Origin of the sequence: Azonexus hydrophilus DSM 23864, from assembly GCF_000429605.1 — a bacterium.
Lineage (GTDB): Bacteria > Pseudomonadota > Gammaproteobacteria > Burkholderiales > Rhodocyclaceae > Azonexus > Azonexus hydrophilus.
On record NZ_KE386925.1, the window covers coordinates 546,725 to 570,067 of the forward strand.

Consider the following 23,343-nt stretch of genomic DNA (forward strand, 5'->3'; position numbering starts at 1 on the left):
GGGTTCGTTGAAGCAACGAAGTCATACTAGGAGAGATGGTCGCCCCCGGCCAATTGTATTGACCGATTGCATTCATAGGGTGCGGCTATGCGCTGCCGGCGGACAACCAGTGCAGCACCTTGTCGAACAGCAGCCGTGGCACGACGGGCTTGCCAAGATGGTCGTCCATGCCGGCTTCACGGCACAGACGGCGATCTTCCTCGAAAACATTGGCGGTCATGGCGACGATCGGCGCCTGCCGGCTCGCCCCCTGGCCGGCGCGGATCGCCCGGGTTGCCCCGGGACCGTCGAGATTGGGCATCTGCATGTCCATCAGGATCAGGGCGTAAGACTTTTCCGCCGCCATCGTCACTGCCTGCAGACCGTCCGTCGCCAGGTCGACGTTCAGCCCGGCACCGGCAAGCAGTTCGCGGATCACCTCCTGATTGATCGGCTCGTCCTCGACCACCAGGATGTCGCTGCCGGTGAAGCGCTGGCGCAAGGCCATCTCGGAAAACTCGTCGGCAAGCTCCACCGCCGTTGCCTCGTCGGCGCTCGCGGCGGCTTCGGGCAGGCAGACGGTGAACCAGAAAACGCTGCCCTGACCGGGTTCGCTGTCGACACCGATCTCGCCGTGCATCAGGCTGACCAGTCGGCGGCAGATCGCCAGGCCCAGACCGGTGCCGCCGTAGCGGCGGGTCATCGAGCCATCGGCCTGTTCGAAGGCGGAGAAGATGCGGGCGCGTTCTTCGGCGGAAATACCGATTCCCGTATCGCTGACAGCAAAGCGCAGTGAGCGGCCGACGCCGGTTTGCGCGCCGGCGGTGATGCGCAGCGTAACCTCGCCGCGTTCGGTGAATTTGATGGCATTGCCGAGCAGGTTGATCAGGATCTGCTCCAGACGCAGCGGATCACCCATGAAGCGCTGGCCGGCCAGTGCCGGGGCAACATCGAAACGGAGCAGCAAGCCCTTTTCCTCGGCCTTGTGGGCAAACAAGGCCGACAGGTTGTCGAGCACCACGTCGAGCCGGAACGGCGCGCATTCCAGCGACAAACGTTCGGCCTCGATCTTGGACAGGTCGAGAATGTCGTTGAGCACACCGAGCAGCCGTTGTGCCGAGCGTTGCGCCTTGTCCAGAAGATCCAGGGGCTTGGCATCGACCAGGTGTTTTTGCGCCAGCGCGATCATGCCCATGATGCCGTTCATCGGCGTGCGCAATTCGTGGCTCATGTTGGCCAGGAAGATGCTCTTGGCGCGATTGGCCGACTCGGCCATGTCCTTGGCGGTCTGCAGTTCGCGGGTGCGTTCGGCAACCATCTGTTCCAGATGCACCTGATACTCGCCAAGCGCCGCCTGCGAGGCGGTCCGTACGGCAATTTCGTCCTGCAGGCGGGCATTGGTGTCGGCCAGCTGCCGGGTCCGCTCGTCCACCCGCTGCTCGAGTTCCTCACGCGCACTGCGCAGGCTGTCAGTCATCTGGTTGAACGATGCCGCCAGTTCGCCGATTTCATCCTTGACCGTCAGCGCGGCCCGTTCATGCAGGTTGCCGTGGGTGATCGAGCGCGCCGTCCCGATCAGGCTGAGAATCGGCTGCAGGATGGAACGGCGCAGACTGGTGGCCAGTACGCCCGCCGCCACCAGCATGACCAGGAAAACCAGCACCATCAGCCCGATCGAGGTCGGAATCAGCCGCTGGATCTCGACCCGCGTATCCTCGCTGACCTGCAGCGCAATGGCGTGCAGCCGGGAGGCCGTTTCGGCCAGGCGATGTTCGCTTTCTGCCGTCAGGCTGCGGTAGCCGAGGTAACTTTCAAAACTGTTCACGTAGTCGCTGGCGTCCTGCAGCATGCGGTAAAGCTGGCGCTGTGCTTCACGGTCGGCTTGCCGCCCGGGGGCCGAAGAGCGCAATCGCTCCAGCGCCTGGTGGATGTCCGCCAGCGTTCCGCCCGCGACCGTCGGCGCGGCCAGCTCGGGTTGCTGCCCGTACCACTGCAGGCTGAGCACCAACCGGAGAACATCGTCAAAGCCCTGTCGATCGAAGGCGACATCCTGACGGATACGGGAATCGGCAAGGGCCGCCTGCATCCGTCGCCCCAGCTCGCGCACCCGGCTCTCCAGCGCTGCCCGGCGATCGCGCTCGACCACGTATTTCTGGAACTGCAGACGGTAATCGTCGATCAGCGGCAGGATGGCTGCGAAACGCTCGCTGCTGTCCGGCATCGTCGCCACCCGCTGGCGGACGCTGTCGAGTGCGGCAAAGGTTTCATTCTCGGCATGACGGGAATGCTGGCGGACAAACTGATCGGTGGCATCGCGAATGCGCAGCATGTCGTCCATCAGGCTAGCCACCCCCTCCTGCAACCTGACCTGGCCGGCGATGAAATACGCGGTATATACCCCGACCATGGCATTGATCGCCACCAGCAGGATGAGGACGGCAAAGCTGAGATTGATCTTTTGCCGGAAGCCGGGTGTACGGGTGAGTTTCACGGGAGATCTTTCCCTCGTCCGGCGAATCGCTGCCGGGTCTCGTTGCTCAGTTCCCGGACGATCTGCGGATACTCATCGGGAAAGGCCAGAAAATCGGCGAAGGCGTTCAGTCCCGCTTCTGCCACCGCCGGCGGTGCCGCCAGATCGAAAGCGAAGGTGAAGATCGGGCTATCCTGAATTTCATTGCGGACCCGGCGCTGGATGTCGCTGTAGGCGGCTTCCGGCACCAGCCGGTTGGGCGCCAGCGCCCCCGAGCCCTGACTGAAGGCCCGCTGCGCTTCGACACCAGCTAGATAGATCATCACCTGGCGCGCCCCGGCAGGATTGGCCGCCCGCTTGGGCAGAATCAGGCCGTCAATCGGCCCCATCGCCACCTTCGGCAATGTCGGGTCGATGACCGGGAAGGGGAAGAAATCGAAATCCTTGCCGGCCACCCAGCCATGCGCCGGATTGGTGAAGTAGCCGATGCTCCAGGTGCCCATCAGGGTCATCGCGGCTTCGCCCCGGAACAGCATCTCGTTGGCCCCACTGTCCCAGGCCAGGTTGTTGGGGTGCGGTTCGCGGTTGAAATACCCTTTGTCGATCAGGTTTTTCCAGCGCACAAAAACCGCGCGGACCCGCGGGTCGTCGAAACTGGCCTGGCCGGCCATCAAGGCCTGGCGGAATTCGTGGGGTGCGGTGCGTAGCAGCAGGTAGTCGAACCAGAACTGGGCCGGCCATTTATCCCGTGCCCCCAGCGCAATCGGCGTCACTCCGGCGGCCTTCAGGGTTTCGCACACGACCAGGAACTCATCCCAGTTGGCCGGCGCTTGCAGGCCATGCGCTGCAAACAGGCGCTTGTTGTAGAAAAAACCGATGAAATGCTGGGTCAGGGGCAGGAAATACTTGTGCCCCTGATACTCGACCGCGGCATCGATCAGCGCCGGCGAGAAGCGTTCATCGAGTTGCGCCTGCTGCCAGACGTCGTCGATCGGCGCCAGATGTTCGACCAGCGACGCGGTTCGCGCACCTGCCCAGTAGGAGTAGAGATCGGGGGGATTGCCGGCTTTCAGCGTGTCCTGGATGCTGGTCTTGAATGCTTCGTGATCGAGCGAGACCGCTTTCAAGGCGTACAAATGGCTACGGCTGTCGAAAGTCCGGGCCATTTCATCGACCCCGCCACTCAGCGAGTCGGTGAAATAGTGCAGGAAGGAAACACTGCTACGCGGCGCCTCGAGGGCCTTGTCGCCCGGGTTATCGCAAGCGGCCACAAAGCCGAGCACGAGCAGCCAGGAAAGCTTGGAAATACGCGAAAACAGGGTATGCATGCCGAATATCTTGCAAATCGTCAGGAGATAGCATGCCATGAAGCCCGGAAGAATTCGCGGGCACCTTTGCTGCGCCGCAACAAAATGGTAGTCTAGGCGCCATAAAATCAGCGTCACAACGCGGAGCACAGCATGAGCGAAATCGATCTCAAACGTTTCTTCCTTGAACAGGTTCCCCTGTTCGCCAGCTTCCCGGCCGACCAGGTCGAGGAAATCGTCATCAAGTCCCGGCTCGCCACCTTCGAGGGCAACGAGGCCATGCTCGAAACCGGCGACGAAGGCCAGGCCATCGGCGTCATGATCAGCGGCCACGCCGAAATCTCGACCTCGGACAACACCGGCACCCGCACCGTCATCGCCCAGCTCGCCCCCGGCGATGTGTTCGGCATCATGGCGGTGCTGACCGGCGACCGGATCAGCGCCGATGTCATCGCCGGCAACCGCTGCTTCGTGCTGATGATCCCGCAGGAAGTATTCACCAGCCGCGTGCTCTGCAACCCCAAGGCCATTGTCTATCTGTCGCGCCTGCTTGCCGAACGCACCCGCGCCATGACCAGCGACACCCATGCGGCAGGCACCAATGGCACGGCCAAATCCGATGATCCCTACGCGCTGTCGCTGACCACCAGCCAGCCGGGCAAGGTCGTCGCGCTCAATGTCGGCATCAGCCAGATCCATTTCGGCATTTACGACACCCGCGAAAGCGGCGCCGACATCCACGGCATCATCGACAACGCCGACAAGCAGTTCGCCCGCATCACCGTGATGGTCGGGCCGCAGCGCCAGACCATGGAGCATGCACCGTTCAAGCTGTCCGACCTGTTCAAGGTGATGACCGAGGCCACCGCCCTGCTCGGCCCGGCCTTCACCTTCCATCCGGAAGACGTCACTGCCATCGGCCATCGCGTCGTCCATGGCGGTAACAAGTTCTCCAGCTCGGTCGTCATCACCCCGGCGGTAATCGCCGACATCGAGGAATTGGCTGTCTTCGCGCCGCTGCACAACCCGGTCAACGTCGCTGGCATCCGCGTCGCGCTCAAGCATTTCCCGAACGTACCGCAGGTCGCCGTGTTCGACACCGCCTTCCACCAGACGCTGGCGCCCTACGCCTACCTCTACGGCCTGCCCTACGACCTGTACAAGCAGCACGGCATCCGCCGCTACGGCTTCCACGGCACCTCGCACCGCTACGTTTCGCTGAAGTCGGCGGAAGTGCTCAAGCGTCCGCTCGGCGAGCTGGAAATCGTTTCCTGCCACCTCGGCATCGGTGCCTCGCTGTGTGCCATCGACCACGGCCGCTCGGTCGACACGACCATGGGCATGACGCCGTCCGACGGCCTGATCATGCCCAGCCGCTCCGGCAGCATCGACCCGGCGGTGATGATCCACCTGATGGAACAGCACCAGATGTCGCCCGAACAACTGTCCACGCTGATCAACAGCGAGAGCGGCCTCAAGGGGATTTCCGGCATTTCCAACGACATCCACGAAATCGAGGCCGCCGCCGCCGAAGGTCACCACCGCGCGCTGCTCGCGCACAAGGCCTTCTGCTACCAGGTCAGGAAGAACATCGGCGCCTACGCCGCAGCCATGGGCGGCATCGACGTCCTGGCCTTCACCGGCGATATCGGCGAAACCAGCGCCACGGTGCGCAGCCTGGCCTGCCAGGGCCTGGGCTACATGGGCATCAAGCTCGACGAGGAAAAGAACCGCAATCTCGGTAAATTCGACGCGTATGCCGTCATCTCGGCCGACGATTCGCCAGTGCAGATCCTCGTCGTCGCCAACGACGACGAACGCCTGGTCGCCTGGGAAGCGCTGCGCGCCATCGAGCGCAACCAGTTGCTGCTGGAAGCCAAGGCGGAAGAGACCCCGGCCATCCCGGTGGAAATCTCGGCCCACCACGTACACCTCGCCCAGGCCGACGTCGAAGCCTTGTTCGGCCCCGGCCATCAACTGACGCCGATGCACGAACTGTCGCAACCCGGCCAGTACGCCTGCGAGGAAAAAGTGCACCTGGTTGGTCCCAAGGGCCGCATCGCCAACGTCCGCGTGCTCGGTCCGACGCGCAAGGAAACCCAGGTCGAAATCGCCATGACCGAGCAGTTCAAGCTCGGCGTGCAGCCGCCGATCCGCCAGTCCGGCGACCTCGCCGGCACGCCCGGCCTGACGCTCGAAGGCCCGTACGGCAGCACCCAGATCGAACGCGGCGTGGTCTGCGCCCAGCGTCACATCCACATGTCGCCGGAAGATGCCCTGCGTTTCCGCGTGCGCGACAACTACGTCGTCCGCGTCCGCGTCGAGGGTGAGCGCGAATTGATCTTCGGCGACGTCGTCGTCCGCGTGAACCCGGCTTTCCGCCTGGCCATGCACATCGACACCGACGAAGGCAACGCCGGCAACATCCGCACCGGCATGCTCGGCTACATCGAGGAAATCCAGAGCCGCGCCTGAAATCCCGGCAGAATCACCGGCGCTTGCCCCAGATCAAGGCAAGCCGCCGGTTTGGGTCTAGAATGTTCGTTTTGGAATATTGCCAACTCGAATGTTAGACCGACTGCAGGCCCGCTTCAGACGCCAGATGCTGCGCATCGCCACACTGTTCTGCCTGTGGCCGGCACTGGCGACGGCGCAACCGGAAACCCTGTATTTCGCGCCGCTGCCGATGGAACAGCCGGAAGAGGTGGTCAAGCAGTTCAAGCCCATGCTCAACTTCCTGGAAAAGCGCCTGGGCGTGCGCATCGAAATCCGCTACTCAACCTCCTACGCAGAAATCCTCGAGCGCTTCCGCACCGGTCAGATCGACCTGGCCTACCTCGGACCTTTACCTTATATCAGCCTGCGCGACAGCTATGCCCAGGCCGAACCGCTGGTCCACTTCCTGGAAAAGGATGGCCAGGCGACCTATTCCTGCGCCCTTTTCGGGACCGAACAAAAACTCCCGAAACCCTTGCGCAACAAGACTTTTGCGCTGACGCAACCGCTCTCGACCTGCGGCTACCTGGCCGTCGATATACTCCTGCGCCAAGGGGGTGAAACCCTTGCCCAGCAACGTTACCGCTATCTCGGCAAGCACGATGAGGCGGTCCTCGCCGTGGCCCGCGGCGACTACGATTTCGGCGGCGCCAAGACCAGCATCGCCAGGAAATACGCGCACCTGGGCATCGTCATACTCGGCGAAACCCCACCACTACCGTCGTTCGCCCTGGTCGCCAACAGCCGGCGCCTGTCCGCCGAGCGCATGGCGCAGTTGCGCCAGACCCTGGCCGAACTGGACCCGAAGGAGCGCGACCGGACCCTGATGAGCGAATGGGGCGGACAATTGCGCAATGGCGCGGTCAACGCGGCCGACGGCGATTACGACGTCCTGCGCCGCTGGCACCGGCAGACCAGCATCCCGGAAAAAGGCAACTTCTGAGCATGGCCGAATCCGCGCTCGGCACCGCATCCCTTCACCATCGCCGCTGGGCACTGGCGGCCTTCTTTATTCTTCCGGTCATCGGCACCTGGCTGCTCTACAGCAGCCAGCAACAGAAGCAGGCGCTACACGAGGAACAGCACACCGAAGCACTGGCCACGACCTACCGCGCCAGCCTGCAGACCTACGACAAAGCCACCAACATCCTCTTTTCCGAGCGCATCAAGCAACCGGAAATCCTCAGGCTGATGGATGCCGCCTCAAGCGTCAGTGGCGACGCCCAGATTCCCTACCGCGCCCAGATTTTCCGGCTGCTCTCGCCAACCTACCGCAACCTCGTCCGCCTCGGCATCCGCCAGCTGCATTTCCAGACCACCGACGGCAACAGCTTCCTGCGCTTTCATGAGCCGCACAAGTACGGCGACAACCTGCTGAACATCCGGCCGTCGATCCGCCAGGTACTGGAAACGAAAAAAGCCATCCAGGGATTCGAGGCCGGGCGGGTCAAATCCGGTTTCCGCTTCGTCCATCCGCTGCTCGATGGCGACCGTCTGCTCGGCAGTGTCGAAACCAGCATCAGTTTCCTGACCATCCGCGACGCCATGCGCCAGCTTCAGCCGACCCACGAATTCCATTTCGTGCTGGCCAAGTCGCAGACCCTGCCCATCCTCTTCGAATCGGAACGCTGGCTCTACGGCGAATCGACCATTCATCCCGACTTCCTGGTCGAGGATCCACAGGTCACGCTGCCCGACAGCCCGCAACCGCCATCGGCCGAAGTCGCCGCGATCAATCATCTGCTGGCGGCCAACGCCAAGGTACGCCAGGGCATGAGCGAATTCCGCGCCTTCTCGCTGACCGTATCGCTCGACGGCAAACCCTGGATCGTCAGCCTGCTGCCGATCCGCAACGTTTCCGACGTAACCAGCGCCTATATCCTTTCCTACACCCCGGCACCATTCGTCGAAGTGCTGCGCACCGAATTCTGGACCCAGTTCGGCCTGATGATGCTGACCCTGGGCGTGCTCCTGCTACTGCTGATCCGCCTACTGAAATCCCGCGAGCGGCTGGTGCGGGAACAACGCAACCTGGTTGCCATCACTGAAACCATGGGCGACGGGCTCTATGTGCTCGACGAAAGCGGCAAGGTTGTCCTGGTCAATGCCGCCGCACTGGAACTGCTCGGGTTCACCCGCGAAGCGCTGGTCGGCAAGATCGGGCATTACCTGTTCCACCGCCATGGCATCGATGGTTGTGGCCCTTTGTCGGCCTGCCCGATCTACCAGACCGTCCGCAGCGGCAGACACTTTTTCGGCGAAGAGCGTTTCTCGCGAGCCGACGGCAGCAGCGTACCGGTTGAAGTCAGCAGCACGCCGCTCTACGACGGCCCGCGGATCGTCGGTTCGGTGACTGCTTTCCGCGACATCACCCAGCGCAAGGAAGACGAACAGCGCCTGCGTCAGGCCATGAGCAGCGCCGAAGCCGCCAACGAGGCAAAGAGCCTGTTCGTGGCCAACATGAGCCACGAAATCCGCACGCCGATGAACGGCATCCTCGGCCTGACCGCCCTGACGCTGGATACCGAACTCGACGCCACCCAGCGCCAGTACCTGGAACTGGTCCGGCAATCGGCCGAGTCGCTGATGCTGATCCTCAACGACGTGCTCGACTTTTCCAAGATGGAAGCCGGGCGCATGACCCTGGAATCAACGCCGTTCAGCCTGCGCGAACTGTCGCTGGGCACGGCCCGCGTGCTGGCCGCACGGGCCGCCGAAAAGGGGCTGGAAATCCTGATCGAGATCGAACCGGAAATCCCCGACCTCCTGATCGGCGACCCCGGGCGCCTGCGCCAGGTGCTGCTCAACCTGATCGGTAACGCCATCAAGTTCACCGAAGCCGGCGAGGTCTCGCTGCGCATCAGCCGGGCAGCCGGTGGCAGTGACGGCAGCTGCCAGCTGCGCCTGGCCGTCATCGACACCGGCATCGGCATCCCGCACGACAAGCAGGCCGAGATCTTCGAAGCCTTCGGCCAGGCCGACGCCACCGTCACCCGCCGCTTCGGCGGCACCGGCCTGGGGCTGACGATCAGCCGCGAAATCGTGCACCTGATGGGCGGCGAACTCGCGGTCGACAGCGAACCGGGCAAGGGCAGCAACTTCCATTTCGAACTGCAGTTGCCTGTTTCGCCAGAAATCATCAGCCCGCCCGCCAGCCCGCCATCGGCGGCCGATGGCCTGTGGCTGCTGGCGATCCGCAACGCCCGCCTGCGCAAACTGCTGGCGGCCGGCCTGCGCCGCCTCGGACGCCAGGTGCAACTCTGCGCCAGCAGCAGCGAACTGCGTCAGCAGCTACTGCAACTGCACGAACAGCCGGAGGAAAAACGCTTCGATGTCCTCGTTGCCGAACAGGAATGGCTGCCCGCCAGTTTTGCCGAAATGCCGATGTACCGTGGCGGTTTGCGCCCCGGCGCGGTGGTCATCGCGCTGACGCCGATGAATGTCGTGTCGCAGGCTGGCGCCCGCAGTTTCGCCTCACGCGAATTGCCCAAACCCCTGCTGCCGGAAGAACTGCTGGCTGCCGAACAGGAGGTCCGCGAGGTCGCCCGTCGGCCGGACCGTCGGCGCGCTGCCGACAGTCTGGAAGAGGAAGCCGAGACCACTGCCAGCGCTGGATTGCACATCCTGCTGGTCGAGGACAATCCGATCAACCAGCGGCTGGCCTGCGCCCTGCTCGACAAGCAGGGACATCGGGTCCGGGTCGCCAACCACGGCCAGGAAGCCCTCGACATGCTGGCTGCGCACACCGTCGACCTGGTGCTGATGGACGTGCAGATGCCGGTCATGGATGGCCTCGAAGCCACCCGCCAATGGCGCGCCCGGGAAGCCGCCGATGGCCGTGCACCGCTACCGATCATCGCCATGACGGCCAACGCCATGGCCGGCGACCGTGACGCCTGCCTGAACGCGGGGATGAATGGCTACGTCTCGAAACCGATCGACACCCGGGTCTTGCAGGCCGAGATCGAACGGCTCTGCACCGCCGGATCAGCCTGAGACCAGTTCGGCAATCCCTGCGCAGACCCTGGCCAGCGCCCGCTCCAGTTGATCGATGTCATCGGCCATGGCCGCCGCCGCATCCCCATGACGCAAGCGGTCGTTGACCCGCGCCGCCAGTTGATGGGTTTCGACCAGGCTCAAGGTTCCCGCCGCCCCCTTGAGCGCATGCACCACATGCTCGGCAGCGCCTTGATCAGCACTGGCCAGAGCAGAGCGCAACTGCACGACATCCTGGCGGTGACTTTCGGCAAACAGCTGCAATAGCTGGATGGCCTTGCCCGCCTTGCCGCGCATCATCTGCAGCAAGGCATCGGCGTCCACACCGGACAATGCCCGCAAGCGGGACTCGGCGTCGATAACCGGCGCCTGATTCACCACAGGTGCCGCAACCGTCGCCGGCAACCAGCGCAGCAGGGCCGCGTAGAGCGAAGCCGGATCGACCGGTTTGGCAACGAAGTCGTTCATCCCGGCAGCCAGACAGGCGGCACGATCCTCGGCAAAGACGTTGGCCGTCATCGCCAGAATGGGCAACGACGCCTTGCCGGGTAGCGCGCGGATGCGACGCGTCGCCTCCAGCCCGTCCATGACTGGCATCTGCACGTCCATCAGGACCAGGTCGACCGCTTCCTTGCTCACCAGATCGACGCCCTGGGCGCCGTTCTCCGCCAGGCGCACGACCAGACCGAGATCGCACAGCAGCGTCCGCGCCACTTCCTGATTGACCGGATTGTCCTCGCACAGCAGGATGCGCGCGCCGCTGCAGTCGCGGGCCAGCACCACCTCGACCGATTCGCCGGGCAAGGCCGGCAAATGAGCGGTCGCCACCGGGCTGGCTGCGCCAAGGACCGCCGAGAACCAGAAACGGCTGCCAACGCCCGGCGTGCTTTCGCAACCGGCGCTGCCGCCCATCAATTCGGCCAGTTCGCGAGTGATCACCAGGCCCAGGCCGCTGCCGCCATGCACGCGGGTCAGCGAATTGTCGGCCTGTTCGAAGGGGTTGAACAGGCGCGCCAGCACCTCTGCGGAAATACCGATCCCCGAGTCGCAGACCTCGAAATGCAGCGTCAATTGCCCGTCCTGCGTTTCCAGCACGCGCCCGCGCAGCGCCACCTCGCCCTGCTCGGTGAATTTGATGGCATTGCTCAGGTAATTGAGCAGCGCCTGCGCCAGGCGGGTCGGATCGCCATGCACCCATTCCGGCACCTGCGCTGCGTCGAGGTGCAAGGCCAGCCCCTTCTCCATGGCGCGTTCGCGCACCAGGCCCAGGGTTCGTTCCAGCAGTTCGGGCAGGTTGAAATCGGTCTGCGCCAGTTCGAGCTTGCCAGCCTCGATGCGCGACAGGTCGAGAATGTCGTTGAGCACGGCCAGCAGGTGATCGGCCGAAGCCTTGATGGTTTCCAGATACCCCTGCTGCTCGGCATCGCCAACCTGTTTGAGCAGGCGATGGGTGAGGCCGACGATGGCATTCATCGGGGTCCGGATTTCGTGGCTCATGTTCGCCAGGAAGGCCGATTTCGCCCGGTTGGCGACTTCGGCGGCGGCCATCGCACATTCGAGTTCGGCAGTCCGCTGGCTGACCAGCTCCTCCAGGTGATGCCGGTGCCGGTCGAGCTCCTCACCGATGCGCTTGCGCTCAGTGATGCCCTGCTTGACCGCCAGATAGTTGGTGACCCGGCCATCGGGCTCGCGGATCGGCGAAATCACCGCGAATTCGTAGAAAATCTCGCCCTGACGGTTGCGATTGGTCAGTTGCCCCTGCCAGCTTTCGCCGCGCAGCAGGGTCTGCCACATCGACTCATAGTGGTCGGTCGGCGTCAGGCCGCTTTTCAGCAGGCGCGGATTATTGCCCAGCAGTTCCTCGGCGGAATAACCGCTGACCTCGATGAAAGCCTGGTTGACGTATTCGATACGTGCCTCGAGATCGGTGATCAGCACCGCCACCGGGCTCTGCTCGACAGCCTGCGACAGCTTGCGCAACTGGGCCTGGGCCCGGTGTTGCTCCTCGAGCATGGCCAGCATCGCCGCTTCGCGTCGGGCGCTCTCGATGGCAATCGCCGCCAGCCGCTTGGCCACCTCGAGATAGGCGCGTACCAAGCGCGGCACCACCGGGTTGGCGTGCGGCCAATAGATGGCAAAGGTCCCAAGGACCGCCCCCTCCGGCGAAATGATCGGCGACGACCAGCAGGCCGTCAGCCCATGCACCAGGGCAGTGGATTTGTAATTCGCCCACAAGGGATCGGTAGCGATGTCGGCGACGAACACCTCTTCGCCGCGATACGCGGCCGTCCCGCAGGAGCCGACCGCCGGCCCGACCCGCGCGCCGTCGATGGCCTTGAGATAGGCTTCGGGCAGACTGGGTCCGGCGCCGCTGCGCAGTCGCTGACCATCCTCGTTGAGCAGCATGACCGAACAGCGTATCTGCGGATCGAGCGCCTCGACCGCCAGGCAGACCTGCGTCAGCACCTCGTTCTGGGGCTCGCCGATGGAAATGCGGTGCAGAATGTCGTTGCCGAACTCGAGTAATTGCCGCTGCTCGCGCTGCTCGGTGACGTCGATGAAATTGACCAGATAGTCCTCGCCCAGCGGCATGCCGGAGACCTCGACGATGCGGACCTGGCCGTTGCGGCAATTGACCCGACAGGTCATCGGCGGAATGGCCGACTGCGTGCTCATCGCTTCCGTCACGCTGAGTTCCCAACGGGTACCGGTCGATTCCCGGTAGGCAGGATCGGGAAAGGCCAGCTCGGACCAGGCCCAGACATCGGGCACATCGGCCAGGGTGTAGCCGAAGCATTCGACAAACTGGCGATTGATGAAACGGACCTCCCGCGCCGCGTTGATGTGCGCCATCGGCAGGGGAACGTTTTCGAGCAGGCGACGGAAGCGCGCTTCGCTGTGCTGCAGTTCAACCTCGTGGCGCTTCTGGGTATTGATGTCGATCGCAATCCCGGCCGAGATCAGGGGGGCACCGTTGCCATCGCGCTCGATCACCTTGCCGCGCGAACTGAACCAGCGCATTTCCCCACGGCCATCGAGAATCCTGAACTCGACCTCGAACTGTCCCGCCGGGTTGTTCAACTGCACCAGCAGCGCGTCGCGCAGGATGTGCCGGTCTGCTTCATGAAGACGCAGCAGCAAGGTCTCCAAGGCTTCGGAAGCCTGCGCCTGGCCATAATGAAGAACACCGATCAGACCTGGGCTGCGAATCACCACGCCCTGCCGGTGATCAAACTCCCACAGACCAACGCCGGTCGCCTCGAGCACCAGATCGATCTGTCCAGCCAGAGAACTGCGCCTTCCCTCGGTCATCGTGCAACACCCGGCCAGGCAGCGAAGCCGGCGATTCTGCCGAAGTGCAATGAATAATTCGCCGCCATGACCCAGCCCCTCCCGCCTATCCTTTAAACACTAATGATTCTAGCGCGGATATCGCGCAGGGCTTACACTGCCCGACCCGCCAGAATGGCGCAACACTCAGGTCACCCATGCAGCCAATCCACGACGTCGACGTCCTCCTTCTTCTCGCCACCGCCATGGCCGCCAAGCGCCGCCCTGCAGAACTGCAGGAAATCATGGCCGCCATCGACCTGATCCAGCGCAACATCCCGTCGGAAGAAAAGCTCGTCGATGCCTTCGTCCGCCTCGGCCAGGCTGGCCTGCTGGTCGCCGACGGCGAACGCGTCGGCCTCACGCCGGTCGCCGAAGGCCTGATCCGCGTCCTGCCGCGCAAAGGCGAATACGACCAACGCCTGTTCGAACTGCGCGGCCTGCTTGGCGCTCACCAGCCCAAGGAAGCCAGCCCGGCCATCGTCATCGAAGCGCCAGCGCTGCGCGCCGCCATGCAGGCCCACCGGGGTTCGGCCGCCGGCGCCGGCAAGAACCTGCTGATGCCAAAACCGAAACCGGAAGCGCCGCAGGGCCGCCCCGGCCAACGCCAGCGCAAGCCGCTGCCGAAAGCCCGCAAGCACTGACCATGACGCAAGCGCAGCCGAACAACCCGCTGCACGGCGTCACGCTGGCGACCATCCTCGAGCAGCTGGTCGAGCATTACGGCTGGGAAGAACTCGGCCGGCAAATCGACATCCGCTGCTTCAACGTCGATCCGAGCATCGCCTCCAGCCTGAAATTCCTGCGCCGCACGCCGTGGGCGCGCGAGCGCGTCGAATCGCTGTACGTCTACATGCTGCGTCGCCAGCACCCGGCCGCCTGAGACACAGCCAACCTAGCCGTCCCGCGGTATAGTCCGCCCCTTTTTTAAAAACACTACAGCACTGTCCGCACCATGCCCCTGCCCGTCCTCGACCCCACCCTTTACGCTGCGCAACTCGCGGCCAAGACTGCTCGCTTCAAGGACGATTTCGCCGCCTTCGACCTGCCCGAGCCGGCGGTGTTCGAGTCGGCGCCGCTGCACTACCGGCTGCGTGCCGAATTTCGCGTCTGGCAGCACGGCGAGGCCTGGGATTACGCCATGTTCGATCCGGAAAACCCGCGCCAACCGGTGCTGATGCAGGATTTCCCGGCCACCGACAACGCCATCTGCTCGCTCATGCCACGCTTGCGCAGCGCCATCCTGGCACAGGAAACGCTGCGTCGCCGGTTGTACAGCATCGAATTTCTCGCCACGCTGAGCGGCGACATGCTGGTCACGCTGATTTACCACCGGCCGCTCGACGCCGACTGGGAAAGCGCCGCCCGGGAACTGGCCGGCGCCCTGAAGATCGCCATCATCGGCCGTAGCAAGGGGCAGAAGCTGGTGCTGGAACGCGACTGGGTCGACGAATGCCTGACCGTCGACGGCCGGCAACTGCACGTGCGGCAATTCGAGGGCAGCTTCAGCCAGCCCAACGGCAGCGTGAACCAGAAGATGCTGAGCTGGGCGCGCAGCCAGGCGGCGGCGCTCGGCGGCGACCTGCTCGAACTCTATTGCGGCAACGGCAATTTCACCATCGCGCTGGCCCCGCTGTTCGGCAAGGTGCTGGCCACCGAGGTCAGCAAGACCTCGGTCAAGGCCGCGCTGCACAACCTCGAGGTCAACGCCGTCGACAACACCGCCATCGTGCGCATGGCCAGCGAGGAAATCAGCGCCGCGCTGAGCGGGCGCGAAAGCTTCCAGCGCATGCAGGACATCGACCTCGCCAGTTACGAGTTCTCGACCATCTTCCTCGATCCGCCGCGCAGCGGGCTCGATCCGGCAACGCTGGAACTCGCTGCCGGCTTCGCCAACATCCTCTACATCTCGTGCAATCCGCAGACGCTACGCGACAACGTCGCCGCGCTGCAGGCCACCCACCGCATCGCCGCGTCGGCGGTGTTCGACCAGTTTCCCTACACCCACCACCTCGAGTGCGGGGTGCTGCTGCAGCGCCGCTAACGCAGCGAGAACAGCGAACGCACCGGCTGGAACAGCTTCTCGACGGCGGCGATGTGCCGCTTGCGTGTGCAGAAGACGATGACGTGGTCGCCCGATTCGATCAGCGTGTCGTGATGCGGAATGATCACCTGCCCCGAGCGCACGACGGCGGCAATGCTGGCACCGCGCAGGGGCGGCAGCTCCTCGATCCGACGGCCGACCACCTGTGAGCTGCGGCGGTCGCCGCGGACCACCAGTTCCAGCGCCTCGGCCGCGCCCCGGCGCAGGCTGTGCACCCGCGCCACGTCGGCCTGGCGGACATGCGTCAGCAGGCTGCCGATGGACACCTGGGCCGGCGACAGGCCGATATCGATCGGCCCGCCCTGGACCATGTCGGCATAAGCCTCGCGGTTGATCAGCGCGAGCACCCGGCGACAGCCCAGCCGCTTGGCCAGCGAGGCCGCCATGATGTTGTTCTCGTCGTCGTTGGTCAGCGCCAGGAACATGTCCGTCTCGGCGATTTCTTCGCCGATCAGCAAGTTCTCGTCGGTCGCCTCGCCGTTGATCACCCGCGCGCGGTCGAGCCAGCCGGCGACCAGCGAGGCGCGCGCTGCCCGGTTTTCGATCACCGTGACCTCGCACTGCCCCTCGAGGCGGCGGGCAACGCGGGCGCCGACATTGCCGGCACCGGCAATCATCAGCTTGCGCGCCGGCTTCTGCATCCGGCGCAGTTCCTTGAGGACGGTACGGATGTGCTCGCTGGCGGCGAGCAGGAAGACCTCGTCGCCGGCCTGGACCAGCGTATCGCCATTGGCATCGATGGCCCGGGTATCGCGGAAGATGGCGGCAATACGGGCATCGACGCCGGCCGGCAGGTGATCGCGCATGGCCCGGATCGGTTTGCCGACGAGCAGACCGCCCTCGTAAGCCCGCACGCCGACCATGACCACCCGCCCCTCGGCAAACTCGACCACCTGCAGCGCTTCTGGATACTCGACCAGCTTGGCGATGTAATCGCTGATTTCCTGCTCGGGACAGAGCGCGAAATCGACGGCGAAATTCTCTGTCGACAACAGGGCCGGATCGAGAAAATCGGCCGAGCGCAGCCGGGCAATCCGCGTCGGCACGGCAAAACGGCTATGCGCCAGCTTGCAGGCGACCAGGTTCGACTGGTCCGACTGGGTCACCGCCACCAGCAGATCGGCCGATTCGACGCCGGCCTCGCGCAGCACCGAGGGGAAGGCGGCATTGCCGTTCACCGTGCGCACGTCGAGACGGTCTGCCAGTTGCGCCAGCGGGACCGCGTCGAGATCGACCAGCGTGATGTCGTTGGCTTCCGAAACCAGGGCTTCGGCCAGACTGGCGCCGACCTGCCCGGCACCCAGGATGAGGATGTTCATCGTTGTTTCTCCGTCAGCGCCGCCAGAAGGCCGGCGTCAGCACCACCAGCAGCGTGAATATTTCGAGCCGCCCGAGCAGCATCGCGAAAATGCAGACCCAGGTCTGGAAATCATTGAGCACGGCAAAGGTCGTCGATGGTCCAACTTCGCCCAGTCCCGGGCCGGTGTTGTTGACCGAGGCGACGATGGCGGAGAACGCCGTCATCACGTCCAGTCCAGTAAACAGCAGCAACAAGGTCAGCGATACCAGACTGACCATGTACATGAAGCCGAAGGCCAGGACCGCGAACAGGATGCCCGACGGCGCCACCTGCCCGCCGATACGTACGCTGTGTATCGCCCGCGGGTGCATGGCGCGCAGGATTTCCCGGTAAACCTGCTTGTAGAGCAGCAGGGCCCGCGCCATCTTGATGCCGCCGCCGGTCGACCCGGCGCTGGTGGCGAAACTGCACAGGAACAACATCCACAGCGGGGCAAACAACGGCCATTGCGCATAATCGACGCTGGCGTAGCCGGTGGTGGTGGCAATCGAAACCACGTTGAAGGCCGCATGGCGCAAGGCCTCGCCCATCCCCGGGTAGATGTCGTTGACGCGCAGGAAGACGGCGATGCCGATCACTGAAACGACGCAGACGACGAGGAACCAGCGCGCCTCCGGATCGTGCAGGTAAGGACGCAGCGAGCCCCGGCTGACCGCCAGGAACAGGGTGCCGAAATTCATCCCGGCGATCAGCATGAAGACGATGGCAACTGCTTCGATAGCCGACGAATCGAAATAGCCATAGCTGGCATCGTGAGTCGAGAAACCGCCCAGCCCCATGGTCGAGAAGGCATGGCAGACCGCATCGAACCAGCTCATGCCAGCCCAGCGGTAGCCCGCGATGCACAACAGCGTCACGCCGACATAGACGATCCACAGCCCCTTGGCCGTACTGGCGATGCGCGGCGTCAGCTTGGCATCCTTCATCGGCCCCGGCGTCTCGGCCTTGAACATCTGCCGGCCGCCGATGCCGAGCAGCGGCAGGATGGCTATCGCCAGCACGATCAGGCCCATGGCCCCGATCCAGACCAGCAGGTGACGCCACAGGTTGATCGACATCGGCAGGTCGTCGAGACCGGCAAGCACCGTCGCCCCGGTCGTGGTCAGGCCGGACATGGCCTCAAAATAGGCATCGGTATGGCTGACCCCGAGTTGCAGCATGAACGGCAAGGCGGCGAACGCCGGCAACACGGTCCACACCAGGACGACCATCAGAAAACCATCGCGCACGTTCAGCTCGCGCTGCACGTTGCGGTAGCGATACCACAGGAAGCAACCGCACAGCAGCGTCAGCGCGAACACTTCGTCGTAGACCGCCTGCGCCCCGTCATCAACCACATACGAGAGGATCAGCGGCGCCAGCAGGGTCAGCGCGAAGAGCATGATGATCATGCCCAGCGCCCGCAGAACGGGAGCGTAACGGTTCATGGCCCGGGCTGGAAACGGTAGCCGATGCCGGTTTCGGTCAGGAAATGTCGCGGCTGCGCCGGGTCGTCCTCGAGCTTCTGGCGCAGATGACCGACATAGACGCGCAGATAGTGGCTGCTCTCGACGTAGGACGGCCCCCAGATCTCGGCCAGCAGCTTGCGCTGCGTCAGCACCTGACCGGGATGGGCGATCATCATCGTCAGCAGGCGGAACTCAATCGGCGTCAGATGAACTTCCTCACCCCCGCGAGTCACCAGACGGCGGGCAAGATCGACCTTGATTTCACCAAAACCGAGCACCGGCGAGGCCTCGCCGGCCTGGCGCGAACGACGGCGCAGCAAGGCCCGGACCCGGGCGCGCAATTCACCGACGCCAAAGGGCTTGGTCAGGTAATCGTCGGCGCCGGCATCGAGGGCGTCGATCTTCTGCCTTTCCTCGACGCGGGCCGAGAGGATCAGGACCGCGCCCTCGGACCAGCCGCGATAACTGCGGATGAACTCGATCCCGTCGCCGTCGGGCAGCCCCAGGTCGAGCACGACCAGATCGACATGGCCTTCGCCGGCGCGGCGCAGGCCATCGGCCAGGCGCCCCGCCTCGATCACCGCGCAGCCCTCGGCTTCCAGTGCCAGACGCACGAACTGACGGATATTCACTTCGTCCTCGACGACCAGGACTTGCGGTTTTTCCTCGCTCATGCGCCCTCCGGCTCGATCAGCGGCGGTTCGCCGCGCGGCAGGCTGACCTGAACGCTGGCACCGGCGGTGGAATGATTGGCGACCCGCAGGCGACCACCGTGGGCATCGACAATCGCCCGGCAGATGGCCAGGCCCAGCCCGGCGCCCGGCGTCGTCGATTCACCGTTGCCGCGCACGAACATGTCGAACAGGTCGCCACTCAGCGGCTCGGGAAAACCTGGCCCCTGGTCGCTGACTGAGAGTTCGACGAAATCGCCGGCAACTTGCGCCGAAATGCGGATTTCGCCGTCGGCCGGCGAGTATTTGGCGGCATTTTCCAGCAGATTGCACAGCACCCGCTCGATCAGCACCGCGTCGAAACGCAGCAAAGGCAGATCGCGCGGCAGTTCGACGCGCAACCGATGCCGCCCGAGCGCATCGCCAACCAGCTTGAGACTGCTGCCGACGACTTCTTCCAGCGACTGCCACTCCTGGCGCAGGGTCACCGACCCGGCATTCAGGCGGGCCATTTCCAGCAGGTTGCCGACCAGGCCGGCCAACCGCCGGGTCTGCTCGCGCAACTCGTCGAGCTTGTCCTGGGCGACAGCTGGGAGTTCCGGCGCGGCCAGGGAAATCGAATCGGCCAGCCCGATCAGGACCGTCAGCGGCGTGCGCAGGTCGTGCGACAGGGCCGACAGAATGGAACTGCGCAGACGTTCGGTCGCCATGTCGACCTCGCTGCGCTGCGCCACCTCGACGTAATGCAATCGTTCGACGGCAATCGCCACCAGCGACGCCAGGGCTTCGACAAAGGCCAGATCGGCTTCCGGCAGGCGCTCGGGCGTCTGCACGAGCAAGACCCCGCGCACCCGCATCGGCGCTTTCAGCGGCAGATAGAGGGCATGCCCGGCATCGTGGTCGACGCGGCGCAGGCCCGAGGCCATGACCAGGTCGGCAATGGCCGGCGCAAACCCCTCGACCGCAGCGTCGCCGGAAAAATCGCGCTCGGCCAGCCACAAGGCGCACCGGCCCGAGAATTCAGCAGTCACGAAGGGGGTGACAATCTCCCTGACCTGCGCTTCGTTGAGCGCCCCGGCCAGCTTGCTGGCGATTTCATACAGGGCATGCGTCCGCCGCTCCCGCCGCTCGGCTTCCGCCGCCTGCTCCTTCAGCGTGGCCGTCAGGTGCCCGGTGATCAACGCAGTGGCCAGCATGACAGCGAAGGTGATCAGGTACTGCAGGTTGCTGACCGCCAGCGAAAAATGCGGCGGCACGAAAAACACGTCGAACAGCAGCACGCCGAGCACCGACGCCAGGATGGCCGGATTGCGGCCCAGGCTGACGGCGACGACCAGTACCGTGAGCAGGAACAACATGACCATGTTGGCCAGGTCGAGCACCTCGCGCAGGGGCGCGGCGACGATGGCCACCAGCACGCAGGCGAGCGCGCTCAGGACCATTTTCTGGCCGGGGGACAGGCGCTCGACAGGCGATTTGAGACGGTGCATCCGGATACCTCGGCATGCGGCAGGGGAGGGACGGAGCGCATTCTGGCAAGTTGCGCGTAAAAATGTCGTAAAAAATCGCCGGCAAGCTTTCTCTGGTAAGCTCGCACCCATGCCCTGCACGCTTCTGCCTTGTGCCAGCTTGGTTCCGGCGCCTTCCAGGAAAACGACATGAGTGCCTTCAGCGAATTTTCTCTGCTTCTGATCATCTCGGCGATTGCCGGGGCGATCTCGGTGCGCCTGCGCCAGCCGGTGATCATCGCCTACATCGTTGTCGGCATCATCGCCAGCCCGGCGGTCTTCGGCCTGGTCGCCGCGCATGAGCAGATCGACCTGCTCGCCCACGTCGGCATCACCGTGCTGCTTTTCCTGGTCGGCCTCAAGCTTGACCTGCACCACGTCCGCCACATCGGCCCGGTGGCGTTGGCCACCGGTCTCGGCCAGCTGGCGTTCACCATTGTCGGTGGTTTCGCGCTCATCCTGGTGCTCGGCAAGAGCCCGATGGAGGCGCTCTACGTCGCCATCGCGCTGACCTTCTCCAGCACCATCATCATCGTCAAGCTGCTCTCGGACAAGCGCGAACTCGATTCGCTGCACGGCCGCATCGCCGTCGGTTTCCTGATCGTCCAGGATCTGGCCGTGGTCCTGGCGATGATGGCAATGAGCGCCCTGCGCGGCAGCGACGAAGCCGGTCTGGTCGAGGTCATCGTCTCGCTGTCCTGGCGCATCCTGCTCGCCGGCGTCGCACTGTATGTGCTGATGCGCTGGATCCTGCCCGGCGTGGTCAAGGCCATGGCGCATTCGCAGGAATTGCTGCTGATCTTCGCCATCGCCTGGGGCACCGGGCTGGCCGCACTTGGCGAGTGGGCAGGCTTTTCCAAGGAAGCCGGCGCTTTCCTGGCCGGTTTCTCGCTTGCCTCGACCGCCTACCGCGACGCCATCAATGCCCGCCTGTCGGGCATCCGCGATTTCCTGCTGCTCTTCTTCTTCATCGACCTCGGCTCGAAACTCGACTTTTCCACGCTCGGTGGCGAACTGATGCCGGCGGTCGTGCTCTCGCTGTTCGTGCTCATCGGCAACCCGCTGATCGTCATGGCGATCATGGGCTTCATGGGCTACCGCAAGCGCACCGGCTTCCTCGCCGGCCTGACCGTCGCCCAGATCAGCGAATTCTCCATCGTCTTCGTCGCCATGGGCATCTCGCTCGGCCACGTCGGCGTCGATGCGCTCGGCCTGACCACCCTGGTCGGCTTGGTGACCATCGCCATGTCCACCTACATGATCCTGTACTCGCACCAGCTCTACCAGAAGCTCGCCCCCTTCCTCGGCTGGTTCGAACGCCGGAACCCCTTCCGCGAGCAGGCGGTGGAAACCGACGCCCACGCTGACGACAAGCCGGAGATCATCGTCTTCGGCCTCGGCCGCTACGGCGGGCGTCTGGCACGGCTACTGCACGAAGAGGAAATCCGGGTGCTGGGCATCGACTTCGACCCGGAACGGGTCGCCGAAATGCGTGCCAGTGGCATCCCGGTCCATTACGGCGACGGCCAGGAATCCGGTTTCCTTGAGGAACTGCCGCTGGAAAGCGCCAAGTGGATCGTCAGTACGCTGCCCGACGTCGATTCCAACGTTGCCTTCCTGAACGCACTGAAGGAGCGCCGCTTCCGTGGCGAAGTCGCCTTCGTCGCCCGCGACGACGAACACGGCATGCGCATGAAGCAGGCCGGCGCACCGACCGTGCTCTACCCGATGCGCGACGCGGTCGATTACACCGTCGAACACTTCGCCGCGCTGATCCGCCCAGGAGAAAATCGCTGATGAATCCGAGCATCCTTACCGCCACCGATCTTTCCGAACACGCCAGCGCCGCCATCGCCCGCGCCGGCACCCTGGCCGCCGCACATGGCTGGCCGCTGCACCTGAGCCACGTCGTCCATCCCGGCCTGCTGGAAAGTCTGCAGACCTTGCTCGGCCTGGCACCGCAGGCACTGGGCGAGCAACACGAAGCCACCATACGTCTGCAGTTGGCGGAACTGCTGGCCGGCGTCAGCCCGCACGCCGATCCGGCCAGCCACTGCACGGTCCTGCACGGCAAGCCGGCCGACATGCTGGCCCACCAGGCGCGCGAACTGGCGGCCAGGCTACTGGTCGTTGGCGCCCATGGTCAGGGGTTCTTCAATGCGCTGCGCCTGGGCAGCACCGCCGCCCGGCTGATCCGCCGCAGCCCCTGCCCGGTCCTGGTGGTCAAGCAGGCGGCGACCGGCAATTACCGCCGTGCCCTGGTCGCCACCGACTTTTTCCCACCCGCCCTGGCGGCGCTGCGCCTGACCCGCGAGCTGTTGCCCGATGCCGAAATCGTGCTGCTGCACGCTGTTGAAACGCCCTTCGAAGGCAAGATGCAGCACGCCAGCATTGCCGGCGAACTGATTGACCGCTACCGCCAGGACGCCGAACGCGAAGGCTTGACCAAACTGCACGAACTGGTCGCCCGCGAAGGCTTGCCGGCCGATACCGTGCAACTCACTCGGCACGGCGACATCGCCCGCCTGATCATCGACGAAGCCGAAGCCCAGGACTGCGACCTGATCGTCGTCGGCAAACACGGCCTCGGTCCGATCGAGGATTTCCTGCTCGGCAGCACCACCCTCAACGTACTGCGCGAGTCGGACCGCGACGTGCTGGTCCAACTGTAACG

At 64.5% G+C, this 23,343-nt stretch carries 15 protein-coding genes; 8 read left to right on the forward strand and 7 right to left on the reverse strand.

Annotated elements, in window-relative coordinates; translation table 11 throughout:
• Positions 1-85: 85 nt before the first annotated feature.
• A complete protein-coding gene (locus G471_RS18440; protein ID WP_051295500.1) occupies positions 86-2,470 on the reverse strand; it encodes an ATP-binding protein in 2,385 nt (794 codons plus the stop codon).
• Positions 2,467-3,777, reverse strand: a complete 1,311-nt coding sequence (locus G471_RS17800; protein ID WP_157272548.1) for an ABC transporter substrate-binding protein — start codon at positions 3,775-3,777, stop codon at positions 2,467-2,469. Before G471_RS17800 ends, G471_RS18440 begins: the two co-directional genes overlap by 4 nt.
• A gap of 132 nt (positions 3,778-3,909) precedes the next feature.
• Here G471_RS17800 and G471_RS0114040 point away from each other — a divergent pair, with 132 nt between their 5' ends.
• The 3 genes from G471_RS0114040 to G471_RS18445 all read left to right on the forward strand — a co-directional run bounded on the left by G471_RS0114040 (position 3,910) and on the right by G471_RS18445 (position 10,248).
• The gene (locus G471_RS0114040; RefSeq protein ID WP_028995893.1) at positions 3,910-6,231 is read left to right on the forward strand and encodes an acetate/propionate family kinase; all 2,322 of its coding nucleotides are present in this window, start codon (positions 3,910-3,912) and stop codon (positions 6,229-6,231) included.
• A gap of 91 nt (positions 6,232-6,322) precedes the next feature.
• Positions 6,323-7,195: a PhnD/SsuA/transferrin family substrate-binding protein gene (locus G471_RS17805; RefSeq protein ID WP_043421649.1), complete on the forward strand. Its 873-nt coding sequence runs from the start codon at positions 6,323-6,325 to the stop codon at positions 7,193-7,195.
• A gap of 2 nt (positions 7,196-7,197) precedes the next feature.
• A complete protein-coding gene (locus tag G471_RS18445) occupies positions 7,198-10,248 on the forward strand; it encodes an ATP-binding protein (RefSeq protein ID WP_051295502.1) in 3,051 nt (1,016 codons plus the stop codon).
• On the opposite strand, the gene G471_RS18450 is transcribed toward G471_RS18445, so the two are convergent.
• Positions 10,240-13,560, reverse strand: coding sequence for a PAS domain S-box protein (locus G471_RS18450; protein WP_081700281.1), 3,321 nt, complete (start codon positions 13,558-13,560; stop codon positions 10,240-10,242). The two genes, G471_RS18445 and G471_RS18450, sit on opposite strands and share 9 nt — an antisense overlap.
• A gap of 176 nt (positions 13,561-13,736) precedes the next feature.
• On the opposite strand from G471_RS18450, the gene G471_RS0114060 reads away from it, so the two are divergent.
• From G471_RS0114060 to trmA, 3 genes are all read left to right on the forward strand, one after another.
• The gene (locus tag G471_RS0114060; protein ID WP_028995894.1) at positions 13,737-14,222 is read left to right on the forward strand and encodes a hypothetical protein; all 486 of its coding nucleotides are present in this window, start codon (positions 13,737-13,739) and stop codon (positions 14,220-14,222) included.
• Between the two features lie 2 nt (positions 14,223-14,224).
• A complete protein-coding gene (locus tag G471_RS0114065) occupies positions 14,225-14,461 on the forward strand; it encodes a VF530 family protein (protein WP_028995895.1) in 237 nt (78 codons plus the stop codon).
• 72 nt (positions 14,462-14,533) lie between these two features.
• The gene (gene trmA / locus G471_RS0114070; protein WP_028995896.1) at positions 14,534-15,622 is read left to right on the forward strand and encodes a tRNA (uridine(54)-C5)-methyltransferase TrmA; all 1,089 of its coding nucleotides are present in this window, start codon (positions 14,534-14,536) and stop codon (positions 15,620-15,622) included.
• Here the strand turns inward: trmA and trkA are convergent.
• From trkA to G471_RS17825, 4 genes are read right to left on the reverse strand one after another with little or no spacing between them, the layout of a single operon-like run.
• Positions 15,619-17,001 (reverse strand): Trk system potassium transporter TrkA, encoded by a 1,383-nt coding sequence (gene trkA / locus G471_RS0114075; protein WP_028995897.1) that lies wholly within the window; start codon positions 16,999-17,001, stop codon positions 15,619-15,621. The two genes, trmA and trkA, sit on opposite strands and share 4 nt — an antisense overlap.
• Positions 17,002-17,014: 13 nt before the next feature.
• Positions 17,015-18,469, reverse strand: a complete 1,455-nt coding sequence (locus G471_RS0114080) for a TrkH family potassium uptake protein (RefSeq protein ID WP_028995898.1) — start codon at positions 18,467-18,469, stop codon at positions 17,015-17,017.
• The gene (gene kdpE, locus G471_RS0114085; RefSeq protein ID WP_028995899.1) at positions 18,466-19,164 is read right to left on the reverse strand and encodes a two-component system response regulator KdpE; all 699 of its coding nucleotides are present in this window, start codon (positions 19,162-19,164) and stop codon (positions 18,466-18,468) included. Before kdpE ends, G471_RS0114080 begins: the two co-directional genes overlap by 4 nt.
• The gene (locus G471_RS17825; RefSeq protein WP_043421654.1) at positions 19,161-20,651 is read right to left on the reverse strand and encodes a DUF4118 domain-containing protein; all 1,491 of its coding nucleotides are present in this window, start codon (positions 20,649-20,651) and stop codon (positions 19,161-19,163) included. The genes kdpE and G471_RS17825 overlap by 4 nt, the downstream gene beginning before the upstream one ends.
• Positions 20,652-20,819: 168 nt before the next feature.
• Between G471_RS17825 and G471_RS0114095 the strand changes: the two genes are divergently transcribed.
• Together G471_RS0114095 and G471_RS0114100 are read left to right on the forward strand one after the other, a co-directional pair.
• A complete protein-coding gene (locus G471_RS0114095; RefSeq protein WP_028995900.1) occupies positions 20,820-22,466 on the forward strand; it encodes a cation:proton antiporter in 1,647 nt (548 codons plus the stop codon).
• A complete protein-coding gene (locus G471_RS0114100; protein ID WP_028995901.1) occupies positions 22,466-23,341 on the forward strand; it encodes a universal stress protein in 876 nt (291 codons plus the stop codon). The genes G471_RS0114095 and G471_RS0114100 overlap by 1 nt, the downstream gene beginning before the upstream one ends.
• Positions 23,342-23,343 lie beyond the last annotated feature (2 nt).